The sequence below is a fragment of the Bremerella alba genome (genome assembly GCF_013618625.1).
Classification (GTDB): Bacteria; Planctomycetota; Planctomycetia; order Pirellulales; family Pirellulaceae; genus Bremerella; species Bremerella alba.
The window spans coordinates 49,160-68,590 of the sequence record NZ_JABRWO010000015.1 but is presented as its reverse complement, the minus strand read 5'-3'; the positions used below and the strand labels follow the sequence as shown (position 1 = coordinate 68,590).

Annotated in this window: 18 protein-coding genes and 1 tRNA gene; 9 read left to right on the top strand and 10 right to left on the bottom strand. The window is 54.5% G+C overall.

The features are described 5' to 3' along the window. Positions 1-231 precede the first annotated feature (231 nt). The 3 genes from HOV93_RS22660 (at position 232) to HOV93_RS22650 (ending at position 2,644) form a co-directional block, all read left to right on the top strand. Positions 232-1,197, top strand: a complete 966-nt coding sequence (locus HOV93_RS22660; RefSeq protein WP_207398833.1) for a DUF1559 domain-containing protein — start codon at positions 232-234, stop codon at positions 1,195-1,197. Positions 1,198-1,245: 48 nt separating this feature from the next. Then, positions 1,246-1,656, top strand: coding sequence for a carboxypeptidase-like regulatory domain-containing protein (locus tag HOV93_RS22655; protein ID WP_235990821.1), 411 nt, complete (start codon positions 1,246-1,248; stop codon positions 1,654-1,656). Positions 1,657-1,747: 91 nt separating this feature from the next. After that, on the top strand, positions 1,748-2,644 hold the full coding sequence (locus HOV93_RS22650) for an alpha/beta hydrolase (RefSeq protein WP_207398832.1): 897 nt from the start codon (positions 1,748-1,750) through the stop codon (positions 2,642-2,644). Positions 2,645-2,654: 10 nt separating this feature from the next. Here HOV93_RS22650 and HOV93_RS22645 read toward each other — a convergent pair whose 3' ends face one another. Continuing rightward, complete coding sequence (locus tag HOV93_RS22645) at positions 2,655-4,397, bottom strand: cytochrome c peroxidase (RefSeq protein ID WP_207398831.1); 1,743 nt, start codon at positions 4,395-4,397, stop codon at positions 2,655-2,657. A gap of 213 nt (positions 4,398-4,610) precedes the next feature. On the opposite strand from HOV93_RS22645, the gene HOV93_RS22640 reads away from it, so the two are divergent. The 3 genes from HOV93_RS22640 (at position 4,611) to HOV93_RS22630 (ending at position 7,931) form a co-directional block, all read left to right on the top strand. Next, on the top strand, positions 4,611-5,762 hold the full coding sequence (locus tag HOV93_RS22640; protein WP_207398830.1) for a lactonase family protein: 1,152 nt from the start codon (positions 4,611-4,613) through the stop codon (positions 5,760-5,762). Between the two features lie 99 nt (positions 5,763-5,861). After that, positions 5,862-6,536 (top strand): metallophosphoesterase family protein, encoded by a 675-nt coding sequence (locus tag HOV93_RS22635; protein ID WP_207398829.1) that lies wholly within the window; start codon positions 5,862-5,864, stop codon positions 6,534-6,536. 195 nt (positions 6,537-6,731) lie between these two features. Continuing rightward, positions 6,732-7,931, top strand: coding sequence for a DegT/DnrJ/EryC1/StrS family aminotransferase (locus HOV93_RS22630; RefSeq protein WP_235990817.1), 1,200 nt, complete (start codon positions 6,732-6,734; stop codon positions 7,929-7,931). A gap of 65 nt (positions 7,932-7,996) precedes the next feature. On the opposite strand, the gene HOV93_RS22625 is transcribed toward HOV93_RS22630, so the two are convergent. Both HOV93_RS22625 and HOV93_RS22620 read right to left on the bottom strand, forming a co-directional pair. Then, positions 7,997-8,377: a hypothetical protein gene (locus tag HOV93_RS22625; RefSeq protein ID WP_207398827.1), complete on the bottom strand. Its 381-nt coding sequence runs from the start codon at positions 8,375-8,377 to the stop codon at positions 7,997-7,999. A gap of 72 nt (positions 8,378-8,449) precedes the next feature. Then, a complete protein-coding gene (locus tag HOV93_RS22620; protein WP_207398826.1) occupies positions 8,450-9,424 on the bottom strand; it encodes a hypothetical protein in 975 nt (324 codons plus the stop codon). Positions 9,425-9,718: 294 nt separating this feature from the next. On the opposite strand from HOV93_RS22620, the gene HOV93_RS22615 reads away from it, so the two are divergent. The 3 genes from HOV93_RS22615 to HOV93_RS22605 are packed head-to-tail and all read left to right on the top strand — an operon-like array spanning position 9,719 to position 11,633. After that, entirely contained in the window at positions 9,719-10,462 is a 744-nt protein-coding gene (locus HOV93_RS22615) for a putative signal transducing protein (RefSeq protein WP_207398825.1), read from the top strand. 10 nt (positions 10,463-10,472) lie between these two features. Next, a complete protein-coding gene (locus HOV93_RS26520; protein ID WP_207398824.1) occupies positions 10,473-11,219 on the top strand; it encodes a helix-turn-helix domain-containing protein in 747 nt (248 codons plus the stop codon). Positions 11,220-11,267: 48 nt separating this feature from the next. After that, the gene (locus tag HOV93_RS22605) at positions 11,268-11,633 is read left to right on the top strand and encodes a VOC family protein (RefSeq protein ID WP_207398823.1); all 366 of its coding nucleotides are present in this window, start codon (positions 11,268-11,270) and stop codon (positions 11,631-11,633) included. 101 nt (positions 11,634-11,734) lie between these two features. Here the strand turns inward: HOV93_RS22605 and clpP are convergent, their stop codons facing one another. The 7 genes from clpP to HOV93_RS22570 form a co-directional block, all read right to left on the bottom strand. After that, positions 11,735-12,322 (bottom strand): ATP-dependent Clp endopeptidase proteolytic subunit ClpP, encoded by a 588-nt coding sequence (clpP, locus tag HOV93_RS22600; RefSeq protein ID WP_207398822.1) that lies wholly within the window; start codon positions 12,320-12,322, stop codon positions 11,735-11,737. Between the two features lie 143 nt (positions 12,323-12,465). Then, positions 12,466-13,095 (bottom strand): ClpP family protease, encoded by a 630-nt coding sequence (locus HOV93_RS22595; protein ID WP_235990815.1) that lies wholly within the window; start codon positions 13,093-13,095, stop codon positions 12,466-12,468. 416 nt (positions 13,096-13,511) lie between these two features. Then, the gene (tig, locus tag HOV93_RS22590; RefSeq protein ID WP_207398821.1) at positions 13,512-14,978 is read right to left on the bottom strand and encodes a trigger factor; all 1,467 of its coding nucleotides are present in this window, start codon (positions 14,976-14,978) and stop codon (positions 13,512-13,514) included. Positions 14,979-15,223: 245 nt separating this feature from the next. Beyond that, a tRNA-Gly gene (locus HOV93_RS22585) sits at positions 15,224-15,296 on the bottom strand. Positions 15,297-15,687: 391 nt separating this feature from the next. Further along, positions 15,688-16,806 (bottom strand): hypothetical protein, encoded by a 1,119-nt coding sequence (locus tag HOV93_RS22580; RefSeq protein ID WP_207398820.1) that lies wholly within the window; start codon positions 16,804-16,806, stop codon positions 15,688-15,690. 36 nt (positions 16,807-16,842) lie between these two features. Beyond that, complete coding sequence (locus HOV93_RS22575; protein ID WP_207398819.1) at positions 16,843-17,661, bottom strand: hypothetical protein; 819 nt, start codon at positions 17,659-17,661, stop codon at positions 16,843-16,845. Continuing rightward, on the bottom strand, positions 17,662-19,371 hold the full coding sequence (locus HOV93_RS22570; RefSeq protein WP_207398818.1) for a MotA/TolQ/ExbB proton channel family protein: 1,710 nt from the start codon (positions 19,369-19,371) through the stop codon (positions 17,662-17,664). It abuts the gene before it with no gap. Between the last annotated feature and the right edge of the window lie 60 nt (positions 19,372-19,431).

Genomic DNA, 19,431 nt, shown 5'->3' with positions numbered 1-19,431 from the left:
AAACAGTGTGCCTCTTTATGCGATTTAAACTGTTCGCCTAACCCATCACATCGATCTGATAGCCGCCTAAAGTGACGAAAAAGTTGCGTTAAATAATAAAAACAACAGGAATAATATGACGTTTTCAGCGAAGTCCGTTACGATAAGGGATTAAACGACAAAAATGTCATGAGTTCTGAGCGTTTTGTTGCCCCGCCTGATTCCCATTCCTAATCTCGTCCGGAGACCATCATGCGACACGTAAAGGGGTTCACCCTCGTTGAGTTATTGGTTGTGATTGCCATTATTGGTGTTTTGATTGCCCTGCTTCTGCCTGCCGTGCAGCAGGCACGCGAAGCGGCTCGGCGGATGCAATGCTCTAACAATTTGAAGCAAATTGGACTCGCCGTGCACAACTACCACGACGTGTTTGGCAAATTTCCTAGCGCTATGATGATGGACCAAGCCCGTAAAGCTGCCAGCAGCTGTCCGGAAGGTAAATGCGGCACTTGGACCTGGACTGCGTTTCTGTTACCTCAGGTTGAGCAAGGCAATCTCTACGAGCTCCTCCAAGTAGGTACGCTGCCTGGTGAAGTCTCGCTGGGTGATGCAACCCGGCTCGCTGCGGCAAAAGAAGGATTCGACGGCTATCGTTGTCCTTCCTCGAGTGGGCCAGACCAGAATACCGAACGCAAGGTGCCCTCCGGTAGTGGCGACGGCAGCGCCGATTGCACGGGCAGCGGCTGCGACGCCATTGCGCTGGCCAATTATGTCGGCGCAAACGACAGCAATACTCTCGACCGAGACAACTGGAATGGCTTCATGGCCAAGGATACGAACGATCGCGTATTTACGTTCGCAGACTTTGTCGATGGCTCGAGCAACACGATTGCCATCGGAGAGCGTACCTGGAAGCTCGCCGATCGAATGCTGCGAGCCGGAACTCAGTTAGTGGCCAACGGCGATACGGCCAACCACAGCCTTCAAGGAAATTCGTATGTGACCGCTGGGGGACGCTGGCCTATCAATTGTACGAACGCGCAAGATTGCGACCGCGGCTTTAGCAGCAACCACCCCGGGGGTGCCCAGTTTCTATTTGTGGATGGGTCAGTGCATTTCCTGCCGGAAACGATCGACCACGATACCGATGCAACCGTCGACAGCGTTTACGAGTACCTCATCTGCAAAGACGATGGTAATCCGATCGGAGAATACTAAGCCGGTATCGGGTAGCGATCTTCTTTTGAAATAGAAATTGAGGTCCTTATGATTGCTCGTTTATTTTCGTTGTTTCTGGTTTCTTGCTGCTTGATCGGATGCAGTTCTTCTGGTCCTGAATTGGGAACCGTAGATGGTACCGTTACCTTGGATGGCAATCCTTTGCCAAAGGCGGTGGTTTCATTTCGACCTGTCGCAGGAGGACGTACGGCGGAAGGGGTCACCGATGAAAATGGCAACTTCATCATCGAGTTTGCCGCCGGAGCCAAAGGCGCACTGCTGGGTGATCACGAAATCCGCGTGACGACCTACCGAGAGAAAGTGATTGGCGACAACGGTCGAGTAGAAGATCCCGGCGTGCCGGAGAAGGTTCCCAAGAGGTTCAACGAAGAATCAGAACTGATACGCACGGTCGAACCGGGCAGCAATCACTTCGACCTGGAATTGACGAGTTCCTAGCCAAAGATTGCATCCATGCTTTGGGCAGGATAACCTCAAAGGTAAATCCTATCCCTTGTTCAACTCTTGCACCTTGATTGAACCACCCATCATGATTCACTTGCGACCGCTTTCCGTGCTAGCCTTTTTAACGCTTGTTACTTCCTCGTTCGCTGCCGAACCGGTCGCTGTCGACCTGTGGCCCGAGGGAAAGGTGCCTGGTCTGGCCGCTGGCGAGAAAGAGGAAATTGTCGACGAGATGGACGAGCGGATCGGCAACCGTGTAACGAAGGTGACCAAGCCTAAGATCACCGTGTACAAGCCAGATGCGGAAAGCGACACGGGCGCGGCAGTGGTTATCTGCCCCGGTGGCGGCTACAACATCCTAGCGTATGATCTGGAAGGCGTCGAAGTTGCCCAGTGGTTGAACAAGATCGGCGTGACCGGGATCGTTCTGCATTATCGGGTTCCTCGTGCCAAGGACGGCGAGGTTTACGCGAACCCGCTTAGCGATGCCCAGCGAGCGATTCGCCTGACTCGGGCCCATGCTGAAGCCTGGAAAATCGATCCGCAGAAGGTTGGTATCCTGGGGTTCTCTGCCGGCGGAAACCTGGCGGCGGTTGCCTCGAACGCAGATGAGACCGCATACAATCCTATTGACGATACCGACAAGTTGAGCGCACGGCCTGACTTTACTTTGCTCATCTATCCGGCGTATTTGAATACAAAGGATGCCGATACCGAGCTAACGCCGGAAGCGTCCGTCAATGAGAACACTCCGCCGGCGTTTTTGGTGCATGCCAATGATGACCGTGTTCCTTCTACGGGTAGCGTGGCCTATTACTTGGGTCTGAAGCGACTGAACATTCCGGCCGAGCTACACATCTTTGCTTCAGGTGGACACGGCTACGGCCTGCGTCCGACCGAGAAGCCAGTCACCAAATGGCCGGAACTTGCGACAGGGTGGCTGAAAACGGAAGTATTGAGCACCAAGCAACCGACCGAATAAGTCTCGTCTCCTAAAGGCTTCGCAGGAATTGGAGCAGGTCATCTAATTGCTGGTCGGTCAACTCGACGGCCAGTTGGTGTCCGTGAACCTCAAAGACATCCCGCAGCGATGTGGCTCTAGCGTCGTGAAAGAACGTATCGCGATGACTGATCCCGCGAAGTGAGGGAGGATTGAACGCGCGGTTTAATTCTTTATCGTGCATCCCTACATCGTAGACTTCCGGCGAAGTGTAATGCGGCGGAGCGTGGCATTTAATGCAGTTGTTTCGCAGAAAAATCTGCCGGCCATGAGCCACGGCTGCCTGGTTACGCGTTGCTTGCAACGTGTCGATTGGAGGGGGTAATGTCAGGCTTTTCATGTAGACCGCCAATGCCGAGGCCTGCTCGTCCGTAAGATCGCGACCGTGCATGGTCGTTTCAACCGACTTATGAGCTTGTTCTTCTAGCGTGTCACTGACGGCCAGCCAACCAAAGGGTGCCGTATCGGCTTTACCCAAAAGAGATAGAATTCGCTTCGGCGCTCCGTAAGATTGGTCGCTCAAGTTGTCGCTGCTCAGGCCGTTGGTGTGGCCGTCGGTATGGCAACTATGGCAAGACATCCAGCCTTCCATCGATAGGCGAGCATTGTGAAACAGACGCTCCCCCTGCTCGACCAACTTGGGCTCTCTCATGGAGCCCAACGAGATTCGGCCGATGGTTTCCGCTTGTTCGATGTTTACTATAGAGATCGAATCACTGAAGCCATTGGCGACGTACACAACGTCCTTCTCAGGCGAAACCACTACCGCCGTCGGATGCTCTTCGACTGAAACGCGAAAGAGGCCGAATGCTTCGTGCTTGCCGATACCAACCTGACCTGTGCCCCCCATCGAAACGACTGCCTGCAAATCGTCGATCACGGCGATATCGGTTGGGTCTCCCCCGCCCTTACCAGGCTCGCCGATCGGATGCATAAAACCGTTGCCGTAGAAATCGGCTTCCGCGTCCAACACATGGCCTAGCGGTACCCAGCGCAGCTCATTGCTCATCACGAGACCCCAGTGGATATCGTTCTCGTTCGTGACCGCCAGACTGTTGAGTAACTGATGGGCAAAGAGCAGCTTCGTTCCGTCCGGTGAAAGGGCCATCGCACGGATATTATGTGCCGGAAACTCCCGAACATGCCGCACGGTGAACGTATTGGGATCAACAATTGCCAATCGTCCGCCGAAATTGTCCGCCGCCAAAATCGATTGAACATCGGGGACGAACAGCACCACGCGTGGGGCAAATGGCAGAATCAGTTCCCGCTGAAGCTTGAGTTGATCGCCGGTCAGACTGAGCGAAACAAGCTTTCTGGGCCACAGGCAACTTACACAGATCTGCTGCCCGTCAGAGCTTACGTCGGACTTCACCGGAGAGTAAGGAAGCTGGACGCGCGAGAGAATGTCCAGCACGTCCCCATTTTGTTTCAGTAAAATGGCTGCGTTCGCCCCGCTATCGAGGGCCAAAAATCGTTGATCGGAAAGAGGCAGCAGGTCAACAATAGATTGGCCAATACGCCATTCTGAAGAGATCTTGCCCTGTCGGCGATCGACGATCGAGATCGTGCCGGTCCCTCGATTGGCGGTCAGCAGAAACTGGCCATCTTCGCTCAGGATAAGGTCTTCCGGACTGCGGAGTGTCGGTTGAGACGGATCCACTCGGTCAGCGGGCGCGGCGTGGCTAAGAGACGCCAAGAGAAACGCGACGGCGATTGCGGCGAAACGGATCATGAGCTATCTGACGCGGAAGGAAAAAGGACGGGGGAATCCCCATTTTCTCATAGCAATCCGATTCGGACAAGCCAAAACGCGAATCTCGCCTCAGCAAGACTGACGTGATTTGTGGTTTCCGCCTAAGTACAATACAGGGACCTAACCCCAATACCGGAGATTTCCTCGATGTTAACACGCCGCAATGTTTTTACCACTTTAATATTCTCCTGCGTGGCAATCGCTACGCAACAGGTTTACGCCCAGCAACAATCGAAAGTGATTGAGATTGGGAAAGTCGTCAACGAGGGTCCGAGGCTTCCCTTCTACATCGGTACCTATACCAAGGGTGACAGCCAAGGCATCTATCGAAGCGAACTTGACCCACGGACAGGTCAGATGAGCTTGCCGACACTCGCCTACGAGATCGACAATCCTACGTTTCTGGCTGTTAGCAACGATAAGAAGAATTTATACGCAGTCGGTGAGGTCGCTGATTTCGGCGATGGCAACTCAGGGGCTGTTTCGGCGTTTACGATTGACGAAGACGGAACGCTCGATCTACTGAACCAGGAAGCATCCGCTGGACGCGGTCCTTGCCATGTCGAGATCTCACCCGGGAAACGCTTTCTAATGATTTCCAACTATGGAGGTGGCTCGTTCTCGACGCTGCCGATCGGCGAGGACGGCCAGTTGGCTCCGGCGACATCCTTCTTTCAGCATGAAGGCTCGAGCGTGAATGAGTCTCGCCAAAAAGCAGCGCATGCACACGGCATGTATCACGTGCCTGGCAGTCCGCTTGTGTTGGCAGCTGACTTAGGGCTCGACAAAGTGATGATCTATCGAATGATCAACGGTGCGACCGGGGAGTTGGTATTGAACGATCCAGCGTATCTCGAAATTGCGCCAGGCTCAGGTCCACGACACCTGGCGGTCAGCGGAGCAGGCCGACGCGTGTATGTTCTCAACGAACTAGATTCGACCATGGATGTCTTCGCTTTCAATCCCAACACGGGGGAAAGCGAGCACCTGCAACGTGTTCCTACATTGCCGGAAGATTTTGTAGACAATAACACGACTGCCGAGATCTATATCCATCCTAACGGAAAATGGCTCTACGCCTCGAATCGTGGTCACGACAGCATCGCCGCTTACCGAATCGATGATGAAACGGGCCTTGTCACGCCACTGGGCCACGTCAACACCATGGGCAATACGCCTCGGCATTTTCGAATTGCCCCCGGTGGTCAGTTTCTTCTCGCTGCCAATCAGGGTACGAACAATATCGTGATCTTCGAGATCGACGCGAAGATCGGTACGCTCAAGCCACTGCCGTCGCAAATCTCGGTGCCCAATCCCTGCTGCATTGAATTCGTGCCGAGATAGTCGATCGCACACGGGAAAATGATTCGTGAGATGGCACCACCTTCGATCGGTGGTAGCCATCTTTCTTTTTTGGGAATGAGTTGAGAAAAGGGAAGTTCGTTGCGTACTTTGGCCATTGGCGATGTGCATGGATGTTTGACCGCGCTCGATAAGATGCTGACACTGGTCGAGCCTACCTCGGAAGATCGCTTGGTGTTTCTGGGAGACTACGTCGACCGCGGGCCTGATTCGTGCGGCGTGATCGAGCGAATCCTCGAGCTGCATCAGAAACATGACGTTGTCTGCCTGACTGGCAACCACGAAATCATGATGCGCTCGGCCCGCGACGATGAAGGAATCTACCTGTCATGGTTAGGATATGGCGGCGAGGAAGCCCTGGAGTCATACGTGCGGGATTCGGCAGATTCACCAAGCCTGGAAAGAGTCCCCCAGCGCCATTGGCAGTTTCTGGACGAAGTCTGCCGGCCGTATTTCGAGGATGACACTCACATTTATGTGCATGGAAACGTGTTGCCTGACCTGCCGCTCGACGCGCAGGACAACATGACCCTTTATTGGGACAAGTTCGCCAACCGCGGCCCGCACGTTTCGGGCAAGACAGTTATCTGCGGGCATACCTCACAAAAATCTGGCTGGCCGCTCAACGTGGGTCATTCGGTGGTGATCGATACGTGGGTCTACGGCGAAGGCTGGCTTACCTGCTTGGACGTGCAGAAAAGTCACTTCTGGCAAACCAATCAGGCCAACCAACAACGCCTGGGAACGCTAGCATAGGGGCGAAAGATGCTCGGGTTCGATGATATCACGTTGCATGTCACCCAAGACGATCGTATTTCATGGTGTGGGAATGCTTGCCCTTGACCCCTATGAGCAATCTTCCTATCGTTTTCGCGTACCACGTACAGGTCAGCAGGCAAGAAGCCTGCTTAAATGCGTGGGAAAAGTACGAATTCATCAAGGAAGTCAGGGATGACGACAGCAAACAATGGCGTGAACGCATCCGGTGTTTCGCAAGTTCCACTGCTGGACATTAGCCGTGGTAACACACCGTTGAAAGAAGAATTCATGGCGGCTTTCGAGTCGGTTCTCGACTCGGGCCGGTTCTTGTTTGGCCCAGACGTTTTCCAGTTGGAAGAAACGTGTGCCGCCGCATCGCATGCCAAGTTCGGCATTGGGTGTGCTTCCGGGAGCGATGCTTTGCTATTGTCGCTCATGGCCCTGGATATCGGACCGGGCGATGAAGTCCTCGTCCCAAGTTTCACCTTCTTCGCGACCGCCAGCTGTGTGTGGCGGCTTGGCGCGAAGCCTGTGTTTGTCGACATCGAACCCACCTCGTTCAATATCGATCCAACTCGGCTGCAAGAACAAATCACTCCCAACACCAAGGCGATCATTCCGGTACATCTTTTCGGCCAATGTGCCGACATGACCGAGATCAACAAGATCGCCCAGATGCACGACATTCCCGTCATTGAAGACGCGGCTCAAGCTGTCCTTGCCGAGCACAACGGCCAGCGAGCAGGCAGCATGGGTCTCGCCGGATGTATCAGCTTCTACCCAACTAAAAACCTCGGCGGTATGGGCGACGGCGGCATGCTGGTCACCAACGACGAAGGGTTTGCCGACAAGCTTAAGCTGCTTCGCGGACACGGCATGGAACCCCGCTACTATCACCAAGTAGTCGGTATCAACAGCCGCTTGGACACGCTGCAAGCGGCGGCCCTCAACGTCAAGATGAAGCACATGGCGCAGTGGACCGAGATGCGGCGGCAGAACGCCTTGCGGTACACGGAACTGTTCAACCAATGCGGTCTCGATTTGGTACTGAAGCTTCCAACCGAAAGTGACACCAGCTACCACGTTTGGAATCAGTACACGATCCGCGTGCCGCGCGGTGGCCGTGATTCGCTTCGTAAGCATCTGGCCGATTTGAAGGTCGGCAGCGAGATCTACTACCCGGTCCCGCTTCACCAGCAGCAGTGCTTTGCCGCCTTGAAAGAAGATCTGGCACCTTTGCCGGAAACTGAAAAGGCCGCCGAGGAAGTCTTGGCCCTGCCGATCTTCCCTGAACTAACCGCCGACGAGCAGCACCACGTGGTCAGCTCGATCGCGATGTTCTACGGAATCGAAGCCAACTTCGAAAGCAAGCCTCGTCGTAAGTCGGCTTAGGCGATATCGATACAAGATCAGAACTGATAGCGACGCTCAAAAGGGCGTCGCTTTTTTTGTTTTAACTATTGTCCTTCCCGGAGTTCCTCCAGGCATTGCCAGGCCGTGAACAGAATTCCTCCGACAAGATAAACCCACCAAAGACCGTAGAGAATTCCCAAGAGGATATAACTACCTGATGGAGAGGTTATATGCCGAGTTGCGGTCCACAGGAAGAATCCGCTGATTGGGAGCAGCACAACGAACCCAAAAATTGATCGCAAAAGAATCCGCACATAACGTCTTCGGTAAGATCTTAGCTTTGCGATCTGCTCTTCTGTAAGCCCTTCCAAAGTCGCGGGGGAAAGCAGCATCAAACCGAGCCATACTCCCAATACGATAAACTGGGTCGCTCCCAGAAAGGGCGTGACATAGGCATAGAACTGGATAATGTTTTCGTAAGGCAAGATAGCCACTCCCAATTGATTGAGGTGTGGCCGCGATTATAGACATCTAGTTTTGAGATAGCCAGAAACTAGCTACCGAAATGGTCGCCAGAGGGGTTTCTTAAGCAGCCCTGATTGTTCGTCCTGGGCATCCTCTGTAGAAGCATCGGGACGAGATGCCGTCCGCGATGCAGGCAGCGGAACGGTGGCTGGTGTCCAGCGGGCCGAGTCTTTGCCGCGGAGGTCGACCTGAATGTCTTTCTTTTGCTGGATGACCTCGCCCTGCTCGGTCGAATAGCGGACGTGCAGTTGCAGCGATTCGTGCTCCGGCTTTCCTTCCGTCCAGGGAAGCTTGAGGTGGACGCCTTTGCCTAGCAAGGTTCGTTTGAGGTACTTGGCCGAGTCGGTCGTATCGAAGTCCCAGCGGCCAACGAACGCTTCCTTGCCAGAGTAGGCCGGGTCGAGCAGGACAACCGAAACAGGTCCGGGGGAGTCGACGTACTGGCCGACTTCGTTCTGCGGTTCGATCACCACCATCACGCCATCATCGCCTGGCTTGTCGTCGGCATCGTAGCCGCCGGTCAGCTTGGGATTGAGCTGCATCTGCGTCACAACCCGGTCGACCACCACCTCGGCTTCCGGATCAAACTGCTGTAGCAATGGGCCATCCAATAGTTCTGGGCCAGGAGCGACGCTTTCCAGGTCTGGTAGATGGCTCGATTCACCTAGTTCGATTACGGGGCTAATCAACGAATCGCTATCCGTTTGAGCCGTGATCCTCGACGTCCTGGCCAGTGGCGTAGGGATTGATTCTGGTTGAGAATTGACTTGGGTTCCTTCCGGCAGACCAAGCTGCTTGCGAAGCGATTCGTTCTCGCGGCGGACGGAAGCAATCTGGGAATCTTTCTGATGGACGACGTCCTGCAAGGAGTAGACCTTGTCCTCCAGATAACGCAGCTCCGACTCGAGCAGTTGAACTGACGGATCGGTCGTGCGGCAACCACTTGCCAAACCAAGCAGCACAAACGCAAGCATCGCGAATCGAATTGTGACAGGTCGTGATAGCACGCTGACGAAACTTTCCCAGGAATTCGGCCGAACTGAGGAAGGAAAAACTAAAGGTCCGGCCACGCGTGTGGCATAGGTACGAAAAATCGCCGAACGGGTCAAACCCAAAGCCGAGAGAAGTCAGGCAGATCGCTAGCAGACCCAGTCCTGCCTGAGAGCGTAAGAAACAGACGAGTATCGGGATCGGTCAAGAAACTTGTGTCTCTGCTTGCGACTTCGTAAGCTTACACGAGTATCCTCTCGTGTTTCTATGAGCTGGTATCTTTCGGCTCACTCTTTCGACATCCACTTATCATGCCTATGTCTGAATTCCTCAAAATCGCCAGCTACGCCAATGCCGCTGATGCCGATCATTTAAAGGCCGTGCTGCAAGATCATGGCATTCGGGCGTTTGTAGACGGCGGCGATCTGCAGACATCGCTTAGCTATATCGGTAGTGCTCTGGGCGGGGTGCATGTGATTGTTCGCTCGGTTGAGGCCGAAAAGGCGCTGGACATCGTCGAAGAGCTGAGCCAAGAAAGTCACGAGCCGACCGGCGACCCCTGGTACTGCGGCACGTGCGAGGAAGTCGTTGATGCAGGCTTTCAGGTCTGTTGGTCCTGCGGTGGCGAACGCAGCGAAGTGGAAGCCGCAATGCCAGCGATCGCAGAACTTGATGAGACGGAAGAGCAAGGGTCCCTGCTGGAAGACAGCGACGAGCCACTGCCTGATAAAGAGCACTTCGACGAGGGGAACCCGTACGCTTCACCACAAGCAAAAGTCGCAGGTGCCGAAAGGCCAACTGGGGTAAACGAGATCAGCGAAGAAGCGGAAGCCATGCTCGTCCGGGCCTGGCGAGCATCGATATTAGGGATAACTTTCGTGCCCTTTTTCGCGAACCTCTACTCGATGTACCTGCTGTTTGCCGCCCTGAGAGAATCGACTCAATTCACTTCAGATGGCAATTGGCGATTCAACGCGGCGTTCCTCTTAAATTTGCTCAGTGGTAGCGTCTGGGGTTCCTTCTTTTTCTTTATGTTTCGACCCCCGGCCGCTTGAGGGTGCCTGCGTGCTTTTCAATTGCCTCCCATCGCCGGGACTCCGTCCGCTGGTCAGTCACTACTGGGTGAGCCGCAACAATCGCCAGGTGACGCATGCGATCTTGCCCGATGGATCGGTTGATCTGGTCTTTGCCGCCAATGCGACTTCGACGGAATGCTGGTTGTTTGGAACTTCCACTTCGGCCGCCGAAGTTCCGTTGGTTGCCGATACCAACTATCTGGGCGTCCGTTTCCGCCCTGGTCAGGCTCGCCACTTTATGTCGCTGGCAGCGAAAGAACTTACCGACCACCACGAGGCGGCGTCTGAAGTACTTCGGTTCTCGCTGGAAGATGTGCCGGAGCAGATCGCCACGCCGCAGGTTTTCCAGCGTTTGGACCAGCTTTTGGCGAATCATCTTGCCTGCCGTCATCCTGACGAGCATCGAGTCGATCAGGTCATTCGTTGGATCGAGAAACATTCCGGCAACGTCCGCATTGAAGAAGCGGCTAGTATGTACGGAAGAAGTCGGCGGCAATTGGAACGCACGTTTCTCGACGACGTGGGCATTTCGCCGAAGCTGTTTGCGTCGATCGTCAGGTTTCAAACTGCGGCCGCTTTGATCGGTCGCCCCAGTGCCAAGTTGGCCGATGTGGCTCTCGCCGCGGGATATACGGATCAAAGCCACATGACCAACGACTTTCGTCGACTGACGGGCAATTCGCCGGTGCGGTTCCTGAAGAAACATGTCGCATTCTTGCAAGACGAAAACGACTAGGCGGCCCAAAATGGGGCGATTCCCATTCAATCCCTAAGGAGCTGCTCGATGAAATTTTGGACCGGTGTGATTACCGAAAAACTAGCAGAGTCGAAGTCGTTCTATGTGAACCTGTTTGGCTGCGAGGTTCTCTTCGAAGAAAACTGGTTCGTGCTGCTGCAACTTGGTCCCAGTGAACTGGGCTTTCTACGCCCCGAGATGGAGGGCCAGCATCCATTGTTTCAAAAAGCAAATCCCGGCCACGGCATGTGGATCACTGTGGAAGTTGAAGACGCAACGGCCGAGCGCGAGCGAATCAAAAAATTAGGCCAGCCGATCGAACAAGAGCTACGCGACGAAGCGTGGGGTGACCGGCACTTTGTCTTGAAAGATCCCAACGGCATCGGGGTAGATGTAGTGCAGCGACTGGGGTGAAGACTAGTGTCAGACTTACCTTTAAGTTGCTTGCGAACTGGCGCATAGAAAAGCCCACGCAAATCACGCGGGCTTTTCTATCGTGCATCTTGTACGAATACCTAGCTAGGCATGTGTTCGACGACTTTGTCGATCAAACCGTACTCGGACGCTTCCTGAGCGCTTAAGAAGCGGTCGCGATCGGTGTCGGCTTCAATTTGGTCGATCGGCTTGCCGGTGTGCTTCAGCAAGATCTCGTTCATGCGGTGTTTGATGCGCTTGAACTCGGTGGCGTGGATCAGGATGTCTTCGGCGGTACCCTGCATGCCGGCCAGTGGTTGGTGGATCATGACGCGGGCATTGGGCAACGCGTATCGCTTGCCAGCGGCGCCGGCGGTCAGCAGAACCGCGCCCATCGAAGCGGCTTGGCCGATGCAGTAGGTGGCCACGTCGCAGGTAACAAACTGCATGGTGTCGTAAATGGCCATCCCGGCGCTGACGCTGCCACCGGGGCTGTTTACGTACAGATTGATGTCGGCCTTGGGGTCTTCCGACTGGAGGAACAGCATCTGAGCGACGATCAGGTTGGCGACCTCGTCGTTCACGCCGGTTCCCAGAAAGATAATCCGGTCCTTGAGCAGCCGGCTGTAGATGTCGAAGACGCGTTCTTCACGTCCGCTTTTTTCCACCACGTAAGGAATCAGAGGCATCGTATTGGCTCCAGTGTCTGGATGTGTATTGGGTTCGGAAAGTCGAATAGGTATTGATTAGGTGTGCGTGGTTCGTCCCTCAACCTACCCCGCTCTCCTTAGAGGAAAGGGGACAAGATAGGTAAGGACTAGCCAAGCGGGGCTTAGTCCTCTTCGCCAGCTTCTTCTGGCGGCTTAGTGAGGATTTCGTCGACGATCCGATATTCCTTCGCCTCGGTGGCGTTCATGTAGAAGTCGCGACTGACGTCTTTGGCGATTTTCTCTTCGGGTTGATCGCAGTGTGCGGCGAGGATCTTGTTCAGCTCTTCACGCGTCTTGATGATTTCGTTGGCCTGAATTTCGATGTCACTCACCTGGCCGCCGACACCACCATGCGGTTGGTGAATCATGACCTTGGCGTGCGGCAAGATGAAACGCTTACCAGCGGCACCACCGGCAAGCAGAATGGCACCACCACTGGCGGCCAACCCAACGCAGTATGTCGCGACGGGGCACGACAGCATTTGCATGGTGTCGTAGATAGCCATCGTCGAGGTGACGCTACCACCGGGGCTGTTGATGTAGAAGTGAACCTGTTTACGGCGGTTTTCGCTTTGAAGATACAACAGCTTCATGACCAATTCATTGGCGTTGCCGTCGTAAATTTCGCCCTGCAGGAAGACGATCCGGTTTTCCAAGAGCAGGTCGCCAAGGGTCATCTGGCGCTGCCGCTGATAATCGGCATAGGCCATGGCCATGGGCCCGACAGGGGCATTGGGGAATTGTGAATTCATGGTCGTCGATCCTTCCATTACAACGTGCCGACAAGGACGCCGCGGCACAGGATTAGTCCACCTGCCTGCCCGGTCGCTTCCGGCGAAGCAAACTACGAGAAGTATCCTGCTATTGTCTCCAGTTGCCGGGGGAAGACAACCGTAGAAGACACTTAGACGAGGAGGCTGCGAAGTTTTTGTACTTTCGCTAATCGCTATCAACCGGAAATTGTTGACTTGGCTAAAGAAATTCGTGCTGTCTAGAGGTTCGAGAAGAAGCATTTTCGCCTCGAATTTCATGGATAGACATGAAACTCGAGAGGTTAGAGATGAATCTCTGGGCTACCAGGATTCGTCCCAAGGTAACTTAGATGGAAACAAAAAAAGCCCCGATGGTGATCCATCGGGGCTTTGAATATCGGGATTCAAGGAGCGAATTATTCGGCGTCCTTGGCTTCTTCTTCGGTCGCAGGGGCGGCGTTGTCGCCTTCACCGCAGATCAACAGATTGACGGCCGAAGTCTTGCTTTGCTGCAGATCGGCGTCGACTTCCGAGACGGTAGCTTCGCCCTGGATGAGTTCGATCACTTTGCGTTCGATGATCTGGTTTCGCAGCACGTCCATCATGCCGCCTTTTTCCAGCTGAGCACGGATACGACGTGGCGATTCGCCTCGCTGCATGGCGATCTGCATCACTTCCATGTCGTAGTCTTGCTGGCTTTCTTCGACACTTTCGTCTTCCGCAATCCGTTCGAGGATGAAGTGTTCCTTCAGGGCCTTGCGGGTCGAAGCCATGCTGTTTTGACGCAGCTCGTTACGGTGGGCTTGGATGTCTTCTTCGCCGAAACCTGCCGAGCGAAGTTCCATCACGGCTCGTTCCAGTTCGCGAGCGGACTGACGTTTGAGCAGTTCTGGAGGCAATTCCCAGTCGGCACCCTTGGTCAGCTCTTCGGTGATTTGCTGACGCAGACGCTGCTGTTGGTAATAGTTCATCTGGCGTTCCATGTCTTGTTTGACATAGTCACGCAGATCCCCTTCGCTTTCGAAGCCACCGACCTGCTTCAGGAACGCTTCGTCCATTTCCGGCAGTTCGGTTCGCTTGACTTCGAGGACTTCGATTTCCATCTCGACTTCTTTGCCACGCATTTCTTCGTTGGCGGCTTCGTCGCTGATGGTTAGGGTCACGGTCTTCTTGTCGCCCGCTTTGGCTCCGGCCATTTCCTTGCCGAAGTCTTCCCATTTGGCATCCTGGAAGCTGAGCGTGTCACGCAGACGAATCGATTCTTCTTCAGCGTGTTCGATCTTCTTGCCGTCGTGCTTGAAGGTCAGATTGCACACCAAGTGGTCGTCTTCGTCGGCGGCACCTTCGTGCGGAACCAGCGAAGCGTAGCGACCGAGAACCTGCTTCAGGTGTTTGTCGATGTCTTCCTTCTCGAAGCCGCGGGTCGGCTTTTCGAGCTTCAGACCTTTCCACTTCGGCAGGTCGAACTCGGGACGGACTTCGATATCGAATTCGAAGGTCAGATCGCCTTCTTCTGGCATTTCGATGACCGAGTAGTTGAAATCAGGCTCGCTGATCGCAGAAAAGGATTGCTCTTCGGTCGCTTGGGTCATGCTGTCCATTAGCAGCGTCCCTTTGACCTGATCCTTCACTTCGGCGCGGAACCGCTTCTCGACCAGCTTCTTCGGGGCATTTCCCTTGCGGAAACCTGGTACAGCTGCATTCGGGACCATGTCTTCGATGGCGACATCGAAGTAGCGATCAATGTCTTCACGGGAAACAGTCACCGTGACGTGACGCTGGCACGAGCTAGGGGCGTCGACCTTAACGTCCAAGTTCAACTTCTTGGAGTCTTCTGCTTCAGCTACTGCATTTTCAGCGTTTTCGGTTTCAGGCGAACTCATTCAACGATTCCGCAAAATCTGGGGGTGAAAAACAAGAAACCCGGCTCGTAGCTCAGGTCGATATAGCAATTGACGTCGAAGCAGAATGGGTGGGCTTCTCCTCACCCACGCCGCGAGACTCGTCATTGCGTCTCGTAGGAAACGTGGCGATGCGGCAAAGCCTTTGCCAAGAGCCACATCCACCAAATGCTTTACTGCACTATGCGTGTCGACATAAACTCAAACACGACGGCAGTAAAAGGAAGAGCGGGTGAACGGATTCGAACCGTCGACAACAACGTTGGCAACGTTGTGCTCTACCAACTGAGCTACACCCGCACAGGGAACGTTGTTCCCTCATCTAGGAAAGCACCAGTGTACTGAAAAATCAGAGCTGGTCTACCCGGGGCAAACGAAAAATTGCTTGCCAGAGAGGAAAGTATGCGACATAGGTGTGCTGTTGTCAATTTGGCCAAGACAAATTCGATCGTAAGTTGTGATCTGCTTAGCAATTAACGAATCTCATCGGCATCGCTAGCTCAAGAGCAATGTCCACAGTAAGAAGCTCCTCCGATTCGTCGTTTCTGCTTTGGCAGCGACTTAGCTCGCGAGAACCGAAGCCTTGGCTACGACAATCTCGATCGTCAGCCCGCCCCCCTAAAAAAAGATGGCTGTCACGAAAGATCGCACAGCCATCTGGGGTTATTCAAGTAACCGTGAAACGAAGCTGTTAGTCCAGCACGTTCGGCTTTGGCCCTGGTGGTTTGGGTTTCGGCTTGGGCTTGTTCGGATCTGGCGGTGGTGGTGGCGGGCCGAATTTCACTTTGCCGCCAATCCAGGTCGTGTACTGGTAGTTTGCGTCGACTGGGGTCCAGCCGGCCAGGTAGCCCATTTGGTCGGTCACGTGGCGGGTCTCGACGTACGCTTCGTAGCTGTCGGGATAGACAATGAACTTGAAGTAAAACTTCGATGGGTCGACGGTGCTGAGAAGCCGGCGGAAGCGTGAGCGGGCACTTTGAATCTCCTCGATCTTAAAGCCGCCGTCTTCCCTAGGCTTAAAGCGAAGTCGAGGGTCTCGGCCAGACGCGTACATCTCGAAACGGAACCAATCGTCTGACATGGGGCGTTCGTTGAAGTCCTCGACGAATTTCTCGGCGTCGATCCCCTGTTTCGGGTCCTTTACGTATTTGCGGGCACCGCGCTCGGCCTGATATTCGGCCCGCTTTCTAGCCGCTGCACGAATCGGATCATCCACAATTGGGTAGATCTGGTTGCCGACGCACAGAAAGACTGCTTCCTTGATCCCTTCCGGTGCTGGCCTGGGATCTGGCAGATTGACGACCTTGGCAGCTTTTTGGGCTCGCTCAGGCGTATCGTCGAGCGTGGCTTCAAGCTTGGCGATTTCATCCAGCGCGCTATTGAGGTCGCTGGAAAGCTTCTCGCGTTTTTCTTTGTTCTCGTCGGCTTTCTTAGCCATCTCGAGCGCATTTTTCTGCGCGATGATCGACTTTTGCAGTTCGCCCTGCTGCGACTTTAAGATGGCTTCCTTGGCCGTCGATTCTGACTGCAGACGCTGGATCAGCATCTCTAAGTCTTGCTCGTCAGGATCGAGATCTTTCAGTTCTTTTTCGACCTTGAGCTTGTCTTTCTGAGCTTCTTCGAGGTCCTTGATTAGTTTTTCCAAGGCCAATGGGTCGATCTGCACGCTGTTGGCGATCTGCTTGACCGATTCCTGCATACCCAACTGCACCACAACGAGCACAATGATGAGAATACCCACCACGTTGAACATTGTGTCGAGCAGCGAGTCGAGTCCCTCGTCCTCTTCGCCGCTTCTTCGTTTCGCCATGATTCGTTCGTCTTATCGCTAGGTAACCCGCCAAGGCTACGAATTTTTTGCTTGCTTGGTGAAGTAACTCAAGTCGACTCGACCGTCGCCAATGACAGGCAACTTACCATTGGTCACGCCTTTGGCATTGGCATAGTTGCGTGCCGTGTTGTAGGTCGAAAGGCCGTCGTCGCGAATCAAAAAGACGAGGGTGCCGTCTTTCTGATTCTTCACCTTCTCTAACATCTTGGCGAAATCGGGATTCGTATTGAGTTCCGCCGTGCGGACCGGAATGGTCTTGCCGTCCTCGTGAATGACTACGCGGCCATCATCGCATTCGATGAACGAGGGCTTGAAGCCCACGCCGCTACCGCCTGGGAGGATTGAGTTTTCGGCCTCTTTCGGAGGTAGATTTCGTTCCTTGATGACCTTCTGAAGCTGAGCGATCTTTTCGCGACGCCCTTTCAGTTCTTCCTCCATAGTGCCGACCTCTTCGGTCAGCGCGGCCACGTTGACTTTGGGGCCTTCAATGGAAATGTTTTGCAGCTTGGTCTGAGTGTCTTCCAGCTTGGCTAGAAGTTCGGCCAGCCGCTTCTTGGCGTCTTCCAGCTTTTTCTGTTCGCTCGAATTCTCGCGTTTGATCTGCTCTTCGCGCTTCTTCAGTTGATCGCGTAGCTGCTCGAGTCCGGCCGTTTCGGACTGGAGTTCCTTTTCTTTCTTTTGGTACTCCATGGCCGCATCGACCGCATCGTTGTCAAGCGATTGAACAGCGATCGTTGCGATCACCATCGCCAGCGTACCGATCACGCAAGCAAGCACACTCAGGAAAGGGAAGAGCGAAATGTCTTCCCCTTCGACTTGTCGACCCTTTCCCATTTAGCGTCTCCCGTTTCGTCGGGTTTTAGCTTTGCTGCCGCCACCGAAGCCAAACCATCCGCCGCCAGAACCGTTAGAGGATTCGACCTGCTGCACGACAACCGACTCGTTGCCGAGCTTGCTGAGCACTTCCGACAAACCGCTAAGTCCTTGCTCGACACCCCCGAGATATTTCTCGAGACGTTCCGAGGTGTCCGTCATCGTTTCGTTGACCTTGATGTGCGAATCGACCGAGGCACTGGCCAGTTGTCCCAGCGTGCTTTGCAACTGGGCGGCAACTTCCTGCATCTGGTTGAGCTGATCCTGCATGAGGGTCTGTTGCTCTTCCTGACGCTTTTGCATGTCGACCGTCTTGGCATTGACCACGTCCAACAGCTTGTTGGTCGTTTCTTCCTGGCTGGTCAGAATCTTGCCGTTGATCTCGTCCCAACCCTTCGAGGTTTGCTCGGTGATTGTCTGGCCGACCAGCTCCAGTTTCTTGATCCAGGCTTCGAGCTCTCCTTGTTGGGCTGCCATCGCTTCTTCGACAGCTCGACGGAAGACTTTCGTATCGTAAGGGGAAGTCGGCTTGTCTTCGGCCTTTTCGCGGCCATCGTTCAAGCGGCGGATCAGGTTTTCATTGCAGTACTCGTCGACCCAGTTGAGCACCCCTTCTTCGCTTCTCTGCAGCGAGGACAAGGGGAACTTAATGATCATGCTCATCACCAGGGCGACCAGGGTCGTGTTAAACGCCGTACCCAGACCACTGAACATCCCCTGCAACGAAGCGGTCAGTTTGTCGAGGTCGCCACCGCCCAACGCACCGGAGAGCTCGGTCACCGCCAAGCTAATACCGAGCACCGTACCGATAAAACCCATGGTCGGGATTGCCCAGATCAGCACGCGCAGATAAGAGTAACTGGACGTGACGTTGTTGTAGTCGATCTCTGACTGCGAGGCCATCATTGTCGCCGTTTCCGACGCATTCTGACGCACGCGGAAGTGCTGCAAACCGCGAAGCACACGGTTGATCAAAAAGCTTTCGCCGTCATGACCAGGCAGCCCCTGAATGTGCTCGACAAACTTGCTGAGGGTGTCGACGCGAATCTCTTGCGAGATATCGGTCGGCAGAACGTCCATCAGCAGGTAGTCCTTCTGACGCATGATCTTGCGATGCTTCATCCACAAGATGGTCACGGCCCAGAAAAACAGGAACGTACTAAGCGACTGAATGCCGACGGCCTGAAAACCACCGATCCAGAACAATCCGCCGATGTAGGTTCCCTTAGAGAAGTACATCAGCCCCATGAAGACGACCATCGACGAGAAGCCGATCAGGCCCGACAGCCACAAGTTCACGTTGCTCGGATCGGTGAAGTCTCCTTCGCCCGAAGAGCTGCTCGCGGGGGCTGCGGCAGTGGTGGTCTTCTTTTTGGCCGCCGGGGCACCTTTTCTCGCTCCGCCCGTTTTCACGACCGGGCCACTCGGCGCGGCGGCAGCCGATTCCGATGAAAGATCGCCTAAGTCGAGCCCAGGCCCAGACGAAGTCGAGCCGCCACCAAATTCAGGCAGCGAGGGTGAGTCAAGCGAAGGGAGTTGATCCGGCTCTTCCTGGACATGAGGAATGTGGACACTCTTTTTGCAGTAGGGGCAACTACGCTTTTGCCCGGCGAGTTCTTGACGGACTTTGAGCTTCTGACCGCACTCGGGACAATTGAACTGGAAATACATCTGGACCTCGAAAGGAAACGAAGCGCGACTACCGGTCGCAGGCGAGATTAGTAAGCGGAA